Source organism: Denitrificimonas caeni (genome assembly GCF_905120345.1).
Taxonomy (GTDB): Bacteria; Pseudomonadota; Gammaproteobacteria; order Pseudomonadales; family Pseudomonadaceae; genus Denitrificimonas; species Denitrificimonas caeni_A.
In genome coordinates this window covers 514,940-531,458 of record NZ_CAJHOA010000002.1, presented here as the reverse complement: position 1 = coordinate 531,458, position 16,519 = coordinate 514,940, and the positions used below count along the sequence as shown (strand labels likewise).

Genomic DNA, 16,519 nt, shown 5'->3' with positions numbered 1-16,519 from the left:
CCGAACTCAGTAGTGAAACGATGCATCGCCGATGGTAGTGTGGGGTTTCCCCATGTGAGAGTAGGTCATCGTCAAGCTTGAACAGTAAAACCCCAGATCAGCAATGATCTGGGGTTTTTTTATGCCTCGAAGAAAGTACTTTGATGTGCTTCCAGCCACGACTCAGAGCGCACGCAGCACTTTAATACCCTGCTATTGTGTTCTCGGATTTAAAATCGCATAGACACTGAGTGGCACTACAGCTAGATCCTTAGAGTCTGCTTATCAGTTGCATAAAAGACCTGTTCAATCTCTGCGTATTTCGTGAATTAGTAAAAGATCTTGCTTGAGGGCGCTTGTCTTATTTCGATTGCTTGAGGCTTTTATATATTGGATGCTGATCCTTACGAAGTTATCGCATGCTGGTGTGTTGAGTCTGCGCTTTGTGCATAATGCAGCAGCTTTACTGCTAAAATCCTGCTATGTTTTATTGAGTTAAATGGTAATGGCTTGGCTGTTACTGATAGGCCATCTGTGTAAATAAAAAATATAATACAGCTTCTTAGTGAAGTAAGTTCTGGAGTGATATGCGAGATTTATTAATGCTGCTAGCTGACGGTGGTTTTCATTCTGGCAGTGATTTAGGTCGACAGCTAGGTGTTAGTAGGGCTGCGGTCTGGAAGAGGATTCAGCGCGTCACCGAAGAGTTGGGTATTTCAGTGCAGAGTGTTCCTGGGAAAGGTTATCGATTGACGCAGCCGCTGCAGTTGTTAAATCATGATGTTATTCAGCGAGTATTTCCGGCGCTGCCTATTTATATATATGAGTCTATTGGCTCAACCAATGATCAAGCTAAACAGTTGCTATCTGAGCATAGTGCGCCTATGGCCGTTTTAGCGGAGCACCAGACACAAGGCAAAGGTCGACGAGGACGTGAGTGGGTCAGTCCTTTTGCTCAGAATCTGTACTTGTCGTATGTCTGGCCTATCACTGAGGGACTTAATCAAATCGATGGTTTAAGCCTAGTAGTTGGGCTTGCGGTAACTAAGGCTGTTAAGAAGATAACAGGTATTTCTGCACCTCTAAAGTGGCCCAATGACGTGTTAATCAATGAGCGCAAGGTGGCGGGTATTCTACTTGAGTTGATGGGGGATCCTGTCGAGCTATGCCATGTTGTGATCGGTATAGGTGTTAATCTTAACATGCTTGATTCATTTAATAGTATTGACCAGGAGTGGACGTCCCTAAGTAAGGAGACAGGGAGTGTAATTGATCGCACGTTATTCGCCCAGGTTCTAATAGAAGAGTTGGATGGTTATTTAGAAAAGCAAAAGAACCATGGTTTTGCCAGTATGCGAGCTGAGTGGCTTGCGTTGCATGCTTGGCAGGGACGCAATGCTCTATTGCAGATTGGAAACAACACGGTTAGTGGTCAAATCGTTGGAGTGGGTGACAAGGGTGAGCTTTGTCTGCTGGTTGAGGGTGAAGAGCGTAGGTATCTTGGTGGTGAGTTGAGTCTAAGGCTGCAGCATGATTCTTGAAATTGATTATGGAAATACGCGACTTAAATGGCGATTGTTGAAGGCTCGCTCACTGAAACCAGTGAAGACGGGCGCGGCGATCGATTTGCAAGAGCTCTCAACATCTTTAAAAAATATTGAAAATGCAAAGATTGTTTATTGTCGTGTGTGCTCAGTGCGTAGAGCGGATGACAATGCAAAGCTGGCTCTGTTAATAAAAGATCTCTGTGGGGTTGCAATAGAGTATGCACAGTCCCAGCAGGCACTTGTTGGAGTTACTAATGGGTATTTAGATCCAAGTCGACTGGGTGTCGATCGTTGGTTGGCGATTGTTGCAGCATATAATCGCGTACAGGGTGCATGTGTCGTTATTGACTGCGGTACAGCTATCACGGTTGATTATATTAGGGCTGATGGTGTGCATTTGGGTGGGTGCATAGTTCCTGGTATGGGAATGATGAGAGCAATGTTGGATAGTGGTACTCAGCTTGTGAAAGATACAAAGGGTGAGGCTGTTGATACGTCTAAGATGTTCGGTGACACTACTCATGCCGCTGTGACTATAGGTGTTAGATCGATGGTTAGCGGCTTTATTAAAGAACAGTTGCAGAGTGCACAGAGTGCGCTTGGAGCGTCATTTACCGTTTTGTGCACAGGTGGTGACAGTCGTATTGTTTGCGCTGTAGCTGCTGATGCGCGAGTGGAAGATGATTTGGTGTTTGTTGGTCTAGCTATTGCCTGCCCCTATAGTGCAAAGGAATAAGATAATGCGTTGGTTATTTTTAGGGTTAATTATTATCAATGCATTTTATTTTATATGGAGTCAGCAAGACTTTGGGCGTGATAAGGCGCAGTTGCCAGTCGTCGAAAAATCTGCAGGGTATCAGCTTGATGAGGTTACGCTGCTTAGCGAGGCGCCACTTGCAGATAGATATGTTGGGCATACTGAGAGTGGGGTGGTGCAGGCAGATGTTCTGCTTTTAGGTGGTTTCAATGATGAGGGTGTTGCGCAGAATTTACAGCAACGCTTGCTTAGTTTAGACATTGAGTCAAAGGTAAGGGCTCTTGATAGCGAGATCGTTGCTGGGTATTTGCAAGATATTCATTCTGATGTGTCGATGGAGGAGGGTGCGCACAGGGCTGCAAGGCGGAGCGACTCATCTATAGATGCATTGGACGGCTCGCACGCGCTTTATTGGGTCGTTATTTCTGCACGTTCTCAGCGTCTAGTTGGACAAGAGTTGTTAAAGCAACTGCTTGAAGATTTTCCAGATATTAAGTATTTATCTTTGCCGAGTGACAAAATAAAACGCTGAATCTGCGCATAAGAAGGTTTTTATGAGTTTAATAGCATTAAATCCATAAATGCGCTTGACATAAAAGTCTCTATGGCGGATGATGTCGCCTCGCTTAAGGAGGGGTTCCCGAGCGGCCAAAGGGATCAGACTGTAAATCTGACGCGTGAGCTTCGAAGGTTCGAATCCTTCTCCCTCCACCATATTTTAAGCAAGTGCAATGCGGGTATAGTTTAGTGGTAGAACCTCAGCCTTCCAAGCTGATGATGCGGGTTCGATTCCCGCTACCCGCTCCAATTGCATTTGCACCGTTTTGCTCATGTAGCTCAGTTGGTAGAGCACACCCTTGGTAAGGGTGAGGTCAGCGGTTCGACTCCGCTCATGAGCTCCATAGTAAAAATAAAGGCAGATATGTATATATCTGCCTTTCTTGTATGTGCTTATAAAAATAAGTGCGCTTAATCAGAGGGTGGTAGCAATGGCTAAGGAAAAATTCGAACGTAATAAACCGCACCTGAACGTTGGTACTATTGGTCACGTTGACCATGGTAAAACCACACTGACAGCTGCACTGACTCGTGTTTGCGCTGAAGTATTCGGCGGTACAGGTACTTCGAAAGGTTACGACCAGATCGATAACGCACCTGAAGAAAAAGCACGTGGTATTACCATTAACACGTCACACGTTGAGTATGACTCACCGATGCGTCACTATGCGCACGTTGACTGTCCAGGTCACGCTGACTACGTTAAAAACATGATCACTGGTGCTGCACAGATGGACGGCGCTATTCTGGTTTGTTCAGCTGCTGACGGCCCTATGCCACAGACGCGTGAGCACATCTTGCTGTCACGTCAGGTTGGTGTTCCGTACATCGTAGTGTTCCTGAACAAAGCAGACATGGTTGACGACGAAGAGTTGTTAGAGCTTGTTGAAATGGAAGTGCGTGACTTGCTCAGCATGTATGATTTCCCAGGTGACGATACTCCTATCATTACTGGTTCAGCGCTGATGGCGTTGGAAGGTCGTGATGAGAACGGTCTAGGAACAACTGCAGTTAAAACTCTGGTAGAGACATTAGACTCTTACATCCCAGAGCCAGTACGTGCAATTGACCTGCCATTCTTGTTGCCAATTGAAGACGTATTCTCTATCTCAGGTCGCGGTACTGTAGTAACAGGTCGTGTTGAGCGTGGAATCGTTAAAGTTGGTGAAGAAGTTGAAATCATCGGTCTGAAAGACACCGTAAAAACCACCTGTACCGGTGTTGAAATGTTCCGTAAGTTGCTCGACGAAGGTCGTGCAGGTGAGAACGTTGGTGTTCTGTTGCGTGGTACTAAGCGTGAAGATATCGAGCGTGGTCAAGTATTGGCCAAGCCTGGTTCAATCAAGCCGCACACGCGCTTTGAAGCAGAAATTTACGTGTTGTCAAAAGAAGAAGGCGGACGTCACACTCCATTCTTCAAAGGCTACCGTCCACAGTTCTACTTCCGTACCACTGACGTAACAGGCAGTTGCGAACTTCCAGAAGGTATCGAGATGGTAATGCCAGGCGATAACGTTAAACTTGACGTTACCCTGATTGCGCCAATCGCCATGGAAGACGGTCTACGTTTCGCAATTCGCGAAGGTGGTCGTACTGTTGGTGCCGGTGTTGTTGCAAAAATTATTGCATAAGGCTTGAACTTGTTACGCTAGGTCGGTATCATAGCCGGCCTAGCAATGTTCTAGGCCAGTAGCTCAATTGGCAGAGCGACGGTCTCCAAAACCGTAGGTTGGGGGTTCGATTCCCTCCTGGCCTGCCAGCTTTCTAATTAGCTGGCATTCCAATTTAGGATTCTAAGTAATGAATGCAAAAACTGAATCCAAGGTAAGTCGTTTAGATTCTGTTAAATGGTTGGTTGTTGCTGCGCTAGTTATATTGGGCGTTGTTGGTAATCAATACTTTGCTGCTGAATCAATTCTATATCGTGTATTAGCTCTGGTTGTTCTTGCTGCTTTGGCGTTTTTTGTTGCCGTGCAGACAGCAAAAGGGCAGGCTTTCCTTACTTTAGCAAAAGAATCACGCGCTGAAATTCGTAAAGTTGTTTGGCCAAACAGGCAAGAAACTACGCAGACAACATTAATTGTTGTTGTTGTTGTTTTAATAATGGCGCTCTTGCTTTGGGGGCTTGACTCGCTCCTTGGGTGGCTTGTCTCATTGATTGTAGGTTAAGGGTGCTCTGTGGCTAAGCGTTGGTATGTCGTTCACGCCTATTCAGGCTATGAAAAACAAGTGATGCGCCATTTAATTGAGCGTATTAAGTTTGCTGGTATGGAAGAAGAGTTTGGCGATGTTCTCGTCCCAACTGAAGAAGTTGTGGAGATGAGAAATGGTCAAAAGCGAAAAAGCGAACGTAAGTTTTTTCCAGGCTATGTGCTCGTTCAAGTTGAAATGTCCGAAGCTGCTTGGCACTTAATTAAAGATACGCCGCGAGTTCTTGGCTTTATTGGTGGTACTGCAGCTAAACCTGCACCAATTACTGAAAAAGAAGCTGATGCGATTTTGCGACGTGTTGAAGACAGTGGTGATAAGCCACGTCCAAGAACACTGTTTGAGCCAGGTGAGACCGTGCGTGTTAATGATGGTCCATTTGCAGACTTTAATGGTGTTGTTGAAGAAGTTAACTATGAGAAAAGTCGTATTCAAGTGGCTGTTCTTATTTTTGGACGTTCAACACCTGTAGAGCTAGAATTTAGTCAGGTCGAGAAAGTCTGACGCGAATCATGGATGCCACCCTGCAGCTTTTAGTTGCGGGGTTTTTTTGTCAAAGGACTGGCAGATAAATTACTGGGAAGCCTGAAGGCGTTATACCCATTTTGGAGTGAATCATGGCTAAGAAGATTCAAGCTTATATTAAGCTACAAGTTAAAGCAGGTCAGGCGAACCCTTCGCCACCAGTCGGTCCAGCATTGGGTCAACATGGTGTGAATATTATGGAGTTCTGTAAGGCGTTTAACGCAAGAACTCAAGGTGTTGAGGCAGGTTTGCCAACACCAGTAATTATTACTGTTTACAGTGACCGTAGCTTTACTTTTGAAACTAAAAGTACACCAGCTGCTGTGTTATTGAAAAAAGCTGCAGGTGTTTCTGCTGGTTCAGCGCGTCCAAATACTCAGAAAGTGGGTACTGTGACACGTGAGCAACTAGAAGAAATCGTGAAAATTAAAGAAGCTGATTTAACTGCATCTGAACTTGATGCTGCTGTTCGTACCATTGCTGGCTCCGCGCGCAGCATGGGCTTGAACGTGGAGGGCGTGTAATGTCTAAGCTTTCAAAACGTCAACAAGCTATCGCATCTAAAGTAGAAGCTGGTAAGCAGTATTCATTTGAAGCAGCAGCAAGTTTATTAAACGAACTGTCTACTATCAAATTTAAAGAGTCAGTTGATATTGCGATTAACCTTGGTGTTGATCCGCGTAAATCTGACCAAGTTGTACGTGGTGCAACTGTAATGCCAAACGGTACAGGTAAAACTGTACGCGTTGCTGTGTTTGCACAAGGTCCAGCTGCTGAAGCAGCTTTGGCTGCCGGTGCTGACAAAGTAGGTATGGATGACCTGGCTGCAGAAATGAAAGCCGGTGACCTAAACTATGACGTTGTTATTGCATCTCCTGATGCGATGCGCGTTGTTGGTCAGTTAGGACAGGTGCTTGGCCCACGTGGTCTGATGCCTAACCCTAAAGTAGGTACTGTGACGCCTGATGTTGCTACAGCAGTAAACAATGCTAAAGCAGGTCAAGCACGTTTCCGTACTGATAAAAACGGTATCATTCATGCTGCAATTGGCCAGATTGACTTTGAGCCAGCTAAACTTAAGCAAAACGCTGAAGCGTTACTTGCTGAGCTACGCCGCTTGAAGCCTTCTTCATCAAAAGGCATTTATGTAAAGCGTATTACATTAAGCAGTACTATGGGTCCTGGTCTGATCATTGATCAGTCAAGCCTAGTAGAAGTTAAGTAATTTTACGCTGACAGTTTTGGGGTCCCTGCTTAGCGGGGGCCGTCAAAGACCGTAGGTGGCATTCGTCTTAAGAAATATGTGTCACTGATATTTGCCTACGTAGATGGTGCTCCCGATTCATTTTTGAATCAGACACCAAATAAGCGCTCAGTTTACTGAGTGAAATGAAATAAGCAGGAGTAAAACCCGTGGCAATTAGACTCGAAGACAAGAAAGCTATCGTCGCTGAAGTCAACGAGGCTGCCCAAGCTGCCCTTTCCGCTGTTGTGGTTGATGCCCGCGGCGTAAAAGTAAGCGCTATGACCGGACTCCGTAAAGAGGCTCGTGAAGCAGGTGTATATGTACGTGTTGTACGTAATACATTATTGCGTCGCGCTGTTGCAGGAACTCAGTATGAGGTCCTCAGCGACGTGTTCACAGGCCCGACCTTGATTGCATTTTCTAATGAACATCCGGGCGCAGCTGCTCGTATTTTCAAAGAATTCGCTAAAGGTCAGGATAAGTTTGAGATCAAAGCAGCCGCTTTTGAAGGTAACTTGATTGCAGCCAACCAAATCGACGTATTGGCAACCTTGCCAACATTCGACGAAGCGGTATCTCAGTTGATGAGTGTTATTCAAGGCGCGACCAGCAAACTGGCTCGTACTTTGGCAGCAGTTCGCGATCAGAAAGAAGCAGAAGCCGCTTAAGCTTTCGCTCTTTACACAAATTTTTGATTTTGGTGGCTTAATTAAGTCATCACCAATATAGGAAGCATAGAGTCATGGCTCTTACTAACGAAGATATTCTTAACGCCGTTTCAGAAATGTCAGTAATGCAAATTGTTGAACTGATCACTGCAATGGAAGAGAAATTTGGCGTGACTGCAGCTGCAGCTTCAGGCCCAGCTGCAGCAGTTGCAGTTGTTGCTGAAGAACAAACTGAATTCACCGTTATGCTGTTAGCAGCTGGCGAGAAGAAAGTTAACGTGATTAAAGCAGTTCGCGAACTGACAGGCCTAGGTCTGAAAGAAGCTAAAGCAGTTGTTGACGGCGCACCAGGCGTTGTTAAAGAAGACGTATCAAAAGATGAAGCTGAAGCAGCTAAGAAAACGCTGGAAGAAGCAGGTGCTTCAGTCGAGCTTAAATAAGCTAGATGTTGCATAACAGCCTGTGCAAAGGGCTGATGGCTGGTGGCTGATGTCACCGGCCTTTTTCTGTTATAGCTCTTCATTGAGTGGATGCCTCAGGCAGAACTCAAGAGCTAACTGAAGAATAAATGTTTGCACGATTTACTGGGTATTTCCGCCGGAAGTATCCAACAGGCAGGTTACCAAGCTGGGGAACGCTGATGGCTTACTCATATACTGAGAAAAAACGTATCCGCAAGGACTTTAGCAAGCTGCAGGATGTGATGGATGTGCCGTATCTACTGGCAATCCAATTAGATTCTTACCGTGAATTTCTGCAGACTGGCGTGAGCAAGGAGCAGTTCCGTGATATTGGCCTGCATGCAGCCTTTAAATCGGTATTTCCGATTATTAGTTATTCAGGTAATGCAGCGCTTGAGTACGTAGGGTATCGCCTAGGCGAACCCGCTTTTGATGTTAAAGAATGTTCTTTACGTGGTGTGACGTATGCCGTCCCACTGCGCGTAAAAGTGCGCTTAATTATTTTCGATCGTGAATCATCAAGTAAAGCGATTAAAGATATTAAAGAGCAAGAAGTCTATATGGGCGAAATCCCACTGATGACTGAAAATGGTACCTTTGTAATCAACGGTACCGAGCGTGTAATCGTTTCCCAGTTACACCGCTCACCGGGTGTGTTCTTTGACCATGACCGTGGCAAGACACATAGCTCAGGTAAACTGTTGTACTCCGCTCGCATTATTCCTTACCGTGGTTCATGGCTCGATTTTGAATTCGATCCAAAAGACTGCGTGTTTGTGCGTATTGACCGTCGCCGTAAATTGCCTGCTTCAGTATTGTTGCGTGCATTGGGTTATACCACAGAAGAAATTCTTGCGACCTTCTATGCGACTAACGTATTCCATGTGTCTGCTGATGAGGCCAGTCTGGAACTGGTTCCGCAGCGTTTACGTGGCGAGATGGCTACCTTTGATATTAAAGACGATAACGATAAAGTTATTGTTGAAGAAGGTCGTCGTATTACTTCACGACACATCAATCAGTTGGAGAAAGCGGGTATTACCAAGCTGGTAGTGCCTACTGAGTACATTGTTGGTGTGACTACAGCTAAGCCAATCGTGCACCCTGCAACCGGTGAGATCTTAGTTGAGTGTAATACTGAACTGACTGCTGAAATGTTGCAGACAGTCGTTGACGCGCAAGTGGTACAAATTGAAGCGCTGTATACCAATGACATTGACTGCGGACCGTTTATTTCCGACACCTTGAAAGTTGATAGCACTACTAATCAACTTGAAGCATTGGTTGAAATTTACCGCATGATGCGTCCAGGCGAGCCGCCAACTAAGGATGCCGCTGAGAACTTGTTTAAGAACCTGTTCTTCGCATCAGAGCGTTATGACTTGTCTGCTGTTGGCCGGATGAAGTTCAACCGTCGTATCGGTCGTACTGAAATTTTAGGCGAAGGCGTACTCAGCAAAGAAGATATTGTTGACGTACTCAAAACCATCGTTGCGATTCGTAACGGTCACGGTATTGTCGATGATATCGACCACCTCGGTAACCGTCGTGTTCGTTGCGTTGGTGAGATGGCTGAAAACCAATTCCGTGTTGGTTTAGTCCGTGTTGAGCGTGCAGTTAAAGAACGTCTGTCAATGGCTGAAAGCGAAGGCTTAATGCCGCAAGATCTGATTAACGCGAAGCCAGTGGCTGCCGCGGTTAAAGAGTTCTTCGGTTCCAGCCAGCTCTCGCAGTTTATGGACCAAAACAACCCGCTGTCAGAGATCACCCACAAGCGTCGCGTCTCTGCGCTCGGCCCAGGTGGTTTGACCCGTGAGCGCGCAGGCTTTGAAGTCCGTGACGTACACCCGACTCACTATGGTCGTGTTTGCCCAGTTGAAACGCCAGAAGGTCCAAACATTGGTTTGATCAACTCGTTGGCAACCTATGCTCGTACCAATAGCTATGGTTTCCTTGAGACACCATACCGCATCGTGAACGAAGGCAAAGTAACTGATGAGATTGTTTTCTTATCAGCGATTGAAGAAGCTGATCACGTTGTTGCTCAGGCTTCAGCCTTGATGAACGAAGACAACGTCCTGATTGAGGAGTTGGTAACTGTTCGTCATATGAATGAGACCACTGTTAAAGCACCTGAAGACGTGACTTTAATGGATGTGTCGCCGAAGCAAGTGGTATCGGTTGCTGCCTCATTGATTCCGTTCCTTGAGCACGATGATGCTAACCGTGCTTTGATGGGTTCGAACATGCAACGTCAGGCCGTTCCAACGCTGCGTGCGGACAAGCCTCTTGTCGGTACCGGTATGGAGCGTAACGTTGCCCGCGACTCAGGCGTGTGTGAAGTTGCTCGTCGTGGTGGTGTGATTGAATCGGTTGATGCCAGTCGTATCGTTGTCCGCGTTAATGATGACGAAGTGGAAACGGGTGAGGCGGGTGTAGATATCTACAACCTGACTAAATATACACGTTCTAACCAAAATACCTGTATCAACCAGCGTCCATTGGTGCGTAAAGGTGAAAAAGTTTCACGTGGCGATATTATGGCTGACGGTCCATCCACTGATATGGGTGAACTTGCTTTAGGCCAGAACATGCGCGTGGCATTTATGCCGTGGAATGGTTACAACTTTGAAGACTCCATCTTGTTGTCTGAGCGGGTTGTAGAAGAAGATCGTTACACGACTATCCACATTCAAGAGCTCACCTGCGTCTCACGTGACACCAAGCTCGGCCCAGAAGAAATCACGTCGGATATTCCGAACGTTGGTGAAGCTGCGCTGAACAAGCTTGATGAAGCGGGTATTGTCTATGTTGGTGCTGAAGTTGAAGCAGGCGATATTCTGGTTGGTAAAGTGACGCCAAAAGGCGAAACACAGCTGACGCCAGAAGAAAAACTGTTGCGTGCTATCTTCGGTGAGAAAGCCTCTGATGTTAAAGATACGTCATTGCGCGTTCCAACTGGCACCAAAGGTACCATCATTGATGTTCAGGTCTTCACTCGCGACGGTGTTGAGCGTGATGCGCGTGCCTTGTCGATTGAAAAATCGCAGCTCGATGAGATCCGTAAAGACCTTAACGAAGAGTTCCGCATTGTTGAAGGTGCAACCTTTGAGCGTTTGCGTGCCCACTTGGTGGGTAACAAGGCTGAAGGTGGTGCTGGTCTTAAGAAAGGCACTGAGCTGACCAATGAAATGCTTGACGGTATTGAGCACGGTCAGTGGTTCAAATTGCGTATGGCTGATGATGCGTTGAATGAGCAGCTTGAAAAAGCTCAAGCTTATTTGTCAGATCGTCGTAAGTTGCTGGACGAGAAATTTGAAGACAAAAAACGTAAGCTGCAGCAGGGTGATGATTTAGCACCTGGCGTACAGAAGATCGTTAAAGTGTATCTAGCGATCAAACGTCGCATTCAGCCTGGCGATAAAATGGCCGGACGTCACGGTAACAAAGGTGTTGTATCGGTGATTATGCCTGTCGAAGACATGCCGCATGATGCTGATGGTACGCCGGTTGATATCGTATTGAACCCGCTGGGTGTTCCATCGCGGATGAACGTTGGTCAGATTCTTGAAACTCACCTTGGCTTAGCGGCTAAAGGCTTGGGTGAAAAGATTAACCGCATGATGGAAGAGCAGCGTAAAGTCACTGAGTTACGTGCTTTCTTGCATCAGATCTACAACGAAATCGGTGGTGCTGATGAAGACCGTGTCGATCTCGATGGTCTGACTGATCAAGAAATTATGGATTTATCTGAAAACTTGCGTGCTGGTGTACCAATGGCCACGCCGGTGTTTGATGGTGCTTCCGAACTTGAAATTAAAGCGATGCTGAAGTTAGCTGATCTGCCAGAAAGTGGACAGATGACGCTATATGACGGTCGTACCGGTAATGCCTTCGATCGACCTGTGACTGTTGGTTATATGTACATGCTGAAGTTGAACCACTTGGTCGACGATAAAATGCATGCGCGTTCCACTGGTTCGTACAGTCTTGTCACGCAGCAGCCTCTGGGCGGTAAAGCACAGTTCGGTGGACAGCGCTTTGGTGAGATGGAGGTGTGGGCACTGGAAGCATACGGTGCTGCATATACTCTGCAAGAAATGTTGACCGTGAAATCGGATGACGTGAACGGCCGAACTAAAATGTATAAAAACATTGTAGACGGAGATCACCGTATGGAGCCTGGCATGCCAGAGTCTTTCAACGTACTGATCAAAGAAATTCGTTCGCTCGGTATCGATATCGAACTGGAAACCGTTTAACACGCGTGCGTATTAGGAGCGGCGTAGAGATACCCGCTCCCCGCTCCGTCAGGAGGAAAGGCCTTGAAAGATTTACTGAATTTATTAAAAAACCAGAGCCAAGTTGAAGAGTTCGACGCGATTAAGATTACGCTCGCCTCTCCAGAAATGATTCGCTCATGGTCCTTTGGTGAAGTTAAAAAACCAGAGACTATTAACTATCGCACATTTAAGCCTGAGCGTGACGGCCTGTTCTGTGCCAAGATTTTTGGTCCGGTAAAAGACTATGAGTGCTTGTGCGGTAAGTACAAGCGTCTCAAGCACCGCGGTGTGATCTGTGAGAAGTGCGGCGTTGAAGTTGCACTGTCTAAAGTCCGTCGCGAGCGTATGGCGCACATTGAGCTGGCATCGCCATGTGCACATATTTGGTTCTTGAAGTCACTACCAAGCCGTATTGGCTTGCTGCTAGATATGACTCTGCGTGACATTGAGCGCGTGTTGTATTTTGAAAGCTATGTGGTGATTAACCCCGGCATGACCACGCTAGAAAAAGGCCAACTGCTCAACGATGAGCAGTATTTTGAAGCCTTAGAAGAGTTTGGTGATGACTTTGATGCGCGTATGGGTGCTGAAGCCGTTCGCGAGCTGCTGATGGAAATTGATCTTGAGCATGAGATCAATCACTTGCGTGAAGAAATTCCGCAAACCAACTCAGAAACTAAAATCAAGAAACTGTCTAAGCGTTTAAAGCTGATGGAGGCTTTCTTCGGTTCAGGCAATAAGCCTGAGTGGATGGTTCTTACCGTTCTGCCAGTCTTGCCACCGGATTTACGGCCTTTAGTGCCGCTCGATGGCGGCCGTTTTGCCACCTCTGATCTCAATGACCTTTATCGTCGAGTGATCAACCGTAACAACCGTCTCAAGCGTCTGTTGGACTTGTCTGCACCTGATATCATCGTGCGCAACGAAAAGCGTATGCTGCAAGAGTCAGTCGATGCTCTGCTTGATAACGGTCGTCGTGGCCGTGCTATCACCGGCAGTAACAAGCGTCCGTTGAAATCTTTGGCCGATATGATCAAAGGTAAACAAGGTCGTTTCCGTCAGAACTTGCTCGGTAAGCGTGTTGACTACTCCGGTCGTTCGGTGATCGTAGTGGGTCCAGCTCTACGTTTACACCAGTGCGGTTTACCGAAAAAAATGGCGCTTGAATTATTTAAGCCGTTTATTTTCGGAAAACTTGAGCAACGTGGTTTAGCGACAACCATTAAAGCTGCCAAGAAAATGGTTGAGCGTGAATTACCAGAGGTTTGGGACGTTTTAGCGGATGTGATTCGCGAGCACCCAGTCCTACTTAACCGTGCGCCAACACTGCACCGTTTAGGTATTCAAGCATTTGAGCCGGTACTGATTGAAGGTAAAGCCATTCAATTGCACCCGTTAGTTTGTGCGGCGTATAACGCTGACTTCGACGGTGACCAAATGGCGGTACACGTGCCCTTGACCTTAGAGGCACAGCTTGAGTCACGTGCTTTAATGATGTCAACCAACAACATCCTGTCGCCTGCTAACGGTGAGCCAATTATTGTACCTTCGCAAGACGTTGTTCTTGGTCTGTACTATATGACCCGTGAAGCGATTAACGCTAAGGGTGAAGGCCGTATCTTTGCTGATCTGCAAGAAGTGGACCGTGTCTACCGCTCCGGTGATGCAGCACTGCATGCCAAAGTAAAGGTTCGTATTAGCGAAACTGTCAACGATCGCGATGGTGGTTCAGTTCACAATACAAAAATTGTGGATACCACGATTGGTCGTGCGTTGTTATTCCAAATCGTACCAGCAGGTCTGCCATTCTCTATCGTCAATCAGCCGATGAAGAAAAAAGCAATTTCAAATCTGATCAACCAATGTTATCGCGTCGTTGGCTTGAAAGAGACTGTGATTTTTGCTGACCAGTTAATGTACACAGGTTTTGCTTACTCAACGATTTCAGGCGTTTCAATTGGCGTCAATGACTTTGTCATCCCAGATGAGAAAGTTACGATCATTGATCGCGCTGTTGAAGAAGTTAAAGAAATTGAAAAGCAATATGCTTCAGGTCTGGTTACTCAGGGCGAAAAGTACAACAAAGTCATCGACCTTTGGTCAAAAGCCAACGATGAAGTGTCTAAAGCGATGATGGCCAACCTTTCGACTGAGCCGGTGGTCAACCGCGATGGCGAAACCGTTAGTCAAGAGTCGTTTAACTCGATGTATATGATGGCTGACTCCGGTGCTCGAGGCTCGGCAGCGCAGATTCGTCAGTTGGCTGGTATGCGTGGTCTGATGGCTAAGCCAGATGGCTCAATTATCGAAACGCCGATTACCGCAAACTTCCGTGAAGGTCTAAACGTACTGCAGTACTTTATTTCGACCCACGGTGCGCGTAAAGGTCTGGCCGATACGGCGTTGAAAACGGCTAACTCCGGTTACTTGACGCGTCGTCTAGTCGATGTTGCGCAAGACTTGGTGGTGACTCAGGTTGACTGTGGTACTGAAGACGGTCTGGTATTAACGCCGCACATTGAAGGTGGTGATGTTGTTGATCCGCTTGGTGATCGCGTTCTAGGCCGTGTGATTGCTCAGGATGTTCTCAAGCCTGGTAGCGATGAAGTTCTTATCCCAATGGATACATTGATTGATGAGAGCTGGGTCGAGTTTATTGAAAACAACAGTATTGATGAGGTAGTCGTACGCTCACCTATTACTTGTGAAACCCGTCATGGTATCTGTGCTAAGTGCTACGGTCGTGACCTTGCACGTGGTCATGAGGTTAACCAAGGTGAGGCTGTAGGCGTTATCGCGGCTCAGTCGATTGGTGAGCCAGGTACACAGTTGACGATGCGTACGTTCCACATTGGTGGTGCGGCAAGTCGTACATCAGCTGCAGACAGTGTTCAGGTTAAAAACGGCGGTACCGTGCGTTTGATTAACTTGAAGCATGTTGTCCGTGATAACGGTAATCTGGTTGCAGTATCGCGTTCGGGTGAGTTGGCTATTGCTGATGAGTTTGGCCGTGAGCGTGAGCGTTATAAGCTTCCTTATGGTGCTGTTCTTTCAGTGAACGAAGGTGATGTGGTTGCTGCTGGTGCTATCGTGGCTAAGTGGGATCCGCACACTCACCCAATTGTTACTGAAACAACGGGTGTTATCCAGTTTGTTGGTATGGAAGCGGGTATTACTATCAAGCGTCAAACCGATGAGTTGACCGGTTTAAGCAATATTGAAGTAATGGATCCACAAGAGCGTCCAGCTGCTGGTAAAGATATTCGTCCTGCGATCAAGTTGGTTGATGATAATGGGGATGATTTGTTCTTGCCGGGTACTGACGTTATTGCGCAATACTTCTTGCCGCCGCACGCATTAGTGAACTTAAACGATGGTGCGCGGATCAATATCGGTGATGTTGTTGCGCGTATTCCGCAAGAAACTTCAAAAACTCGAGACATTACTGGTGGTTTGCCACGCGTAGCTGACTTGTTTGAAGCCCGTCGTCCGAAAGAAGCGGCTATTTTGGCTGAAGTCAGCGGAACGATTTCGTTCGGTAAAGAAACCAAAGGTAAGCGTCGTTTAGTGATTACGCCAACTGATGGCAGCGATCCGTACGAAGAGTTGATTCACAAATGGCGTCACCTCAACGTGTTTGAGGGTGAGCAAGTCAACCGTGGTGAAGTTATTTCCGACGGTCCTAGCAATCCGCACGATATCTTGCGTCTGTTAGGTGTGAGTGCATTAGCACGTTACATCGTGACAGAGATTCAAGATGTTTACCGCTTGCAAGGTGTGAAGATCAACGATAAACACATTGAAACTATTTTGCGTCAAATGTTACGTAAAGTAGAGATTTCTGAGTCGGGTGATTCGACGCTGATTAAAGGTGATCAGGCTGAATACAATCACGTACTAGAAGAAAACGAAACATTGGTTACCAATGATCGTTTTCCTGCTAAGTTCGAGCGCGTATTGCTAGGTATTACTAAAGCGTCGCTGTCAACAGAGTCATTCATCTCTGCTGCATCGTTCCAGGAAACTACACGGGTTCTAACTGAAGCCGCAGTAACTGGTAAGCGTGACTACTTGCGTGGTCTGAAAGAAAACGTAGTTGTTGGTCGCTTAATTCCAGCAGGTACAGGATTGGCATACCACGCAGAGCGTAAACGCAAGCGTGCGATTGAGTCACCACAAGGTGTTAGTGCCAGTGATGTAGAGGCTGCACTGAGTGAGGCACTCAATTTAAAAGAGTAAAATGCTAACCGTTCATGCAATTGTATGAATATTAGCCTTGACGGGGGG

General features: G+C 46.6%; 12 protein-coding genes and 4 tRNA genes. All 16 read left to right on the top strand.

What is annotated here, in order from left to right:
- Positions 1–566: 566 nt before the first annotated feature.
- Positions 567–1,520 (top strand): bifunctional biotin--[acetyl-CoA-carboxylase] ligase/biotin operon repressor BirA, encoded by a 954-nt coding sequence (birA, locus tag JYJ62_RS06150; protein ID WP_205341300.1) that lies wholly within the window; start codon positions 567–569, stop codon positions 1,518–1,520.
- Complete coding sequence (locus JYJ62_RS06145; RefSeq protein WP_205341299.1) at positions 1,510–2,262, top strand: type III pantothenate kinase; 753 nt, start codon at positions 1,510–1,512, stop codon at positions 2,260–2,262. Before birA ends, JYJ62_RS06145 begins: the two co-directional genes overlap by 11 nt.
- 4 nt (positions 2,263–2,266) lie before the next feature.
- Positions 2,267–2,815, top strand: a complete 549-nt coding sequence (locus JYJ62_RS06140) for a hypothetical protein (protein ID WP_205341298.1) — start codon at positions 2,267–2,269, stop codon at positions 2,813–2,815.
- 98 nt (positions 2,816–2,913) lie between these two features.
- Positions 2,914–2,997: transfer RNA gene (locus JYJ62_RS06135), tRNA-Tyr, on the top strand.
- Positions 2,998–3,016: 19 nt separating this feature from the next.
- Positions 3,017–3,090 (top strand) — tRNA-Gly (locus tag JYJ62_RS06130).
- A 19-nt stretch (positions 3,091–3,109) separates the two neighbouring features.
- A tRNA-Thr gene (locus JYJ62_RS06125) sits at positions 3,110–3,185 on the top strand.
- Between the two features lie 87 nt (positions 3,186–3,272).
- Complete coding sequence (tuf, locus tag JYJ62_RS06120) at positions 3,273–4,472, top strand: elongation factor Tu (protein WP_205341286.1); 1,200 nt, start codon at positions 3,273–3,275, stop codon at positions 4,470–4,472.
- A gap of 52 nt (positions 4,473–4,524) precedes the next feature.
- A tRNA-Trp gene (locus JYJ62_RS06115) sits at positions 4,525–4,600 on the top strand.
- Between the two features lie 41 nt (positions 4,601–4,641).
- The gene (secE, locus tag JYJ62_RS06110) at positions 4,642–5,010 is read left to right on the top strand and encodes a preprotein translocase subunit SecE (protein WP_205341297.1); all 369 of its coding nucleotides are present in this window, start codon (positions 4,642–4,644) and stop codon (positions 5,008–5,010) included.
- A gap of 9 nt (positions 5,011–5,019) precedes the next feature.
- The gene (nusG, locus tag JYJ62_RS06105) at positions 5,020–5,553 is read left to right on the top strand and encodes a transcription termination/antitermination protein NusG (RefSeq protein WP_205341296.1); all 534 of its coding nucleotides are present in this window, start codon (positions 5,020–5,022) and stop codon (positions 5,551–5,553) included.
- 113 nt (positions 5,554–5,666) lie between these two features.
- Positions 5,667–6,098, top strand: a complete 432-nt coding sequence (rplK, locus tag JYJ62_RS06100) for a 50S ribosomal protein L11 (RefSeq protein ID WP_205341295.1) — start codon at positions 5,667–5,669, stop codon at positions 6,096–6,098.
- Positions 6,098–6,799, top strand: a complete 702-nt coding sequence (rplA, locus tag JYJ62_RS06095) for a 50S ribosomal protein L1 (RefSeq protein WP_205341294.1) — start codon at positions 6,098–6,100, stop codon at positions 6,797–6,799. Before rplK ends, rplA begins: the two co-directional genes overlap by 1 nt.
- Positions 6,800–6,987: 188 nt before the next feature.
- Entirely contained in the window at positions 6,988–7,488 is a 501-nt protein-coding gene (rplJ, locus tag JYJ62_RS06090; protein WP_205341293.1) for a 50S ribosomal protein L10, read from the top strand.
- Positions 7,489–7,562: 74 nt separating this feature from the next.
- A complete protein-coding gene (gene rplL, locus JYJ62_RS06085) occupies positions 7,563–7,928 on the top strand; it encodes a 50S ribosomal protein L7/L12 (RefSeq protein ID WP_205341292.1) in 366 nt (121 codons plus the stop codon).
- A gap of 200 nt (positions 7,929–8,128) precedes the next feature.
- Positions 8,129–12,211: a DNA-directed RNA polymerase subunit beta gene (gene rpoB, locus JYJ62_RS06080; RefSeq protein ID WP_205341291.1), complete on the top strand. Its 4,083-nt coding sequence runs from the start codon at positions 8,129–8,131 to the stop codon at positions 12,209–12,211.
- Positions 12,212–12,274: 63 nt separating this feature from the next.
- Positions 12,275–16,471: a DNA-directed RNA polymerase subunit beta' gene (rpoC, locus tag JYJ62_RS06075; protein ID WP_205341290.1), complete on the top strand. Its 4,197-nt coding sequence runs from the start codon at positions 12,275–12,277 to the stop codon at positions 16,469–16,471.
- Positions 16,472–16,519: the final 48 nt, after the last annotated feature.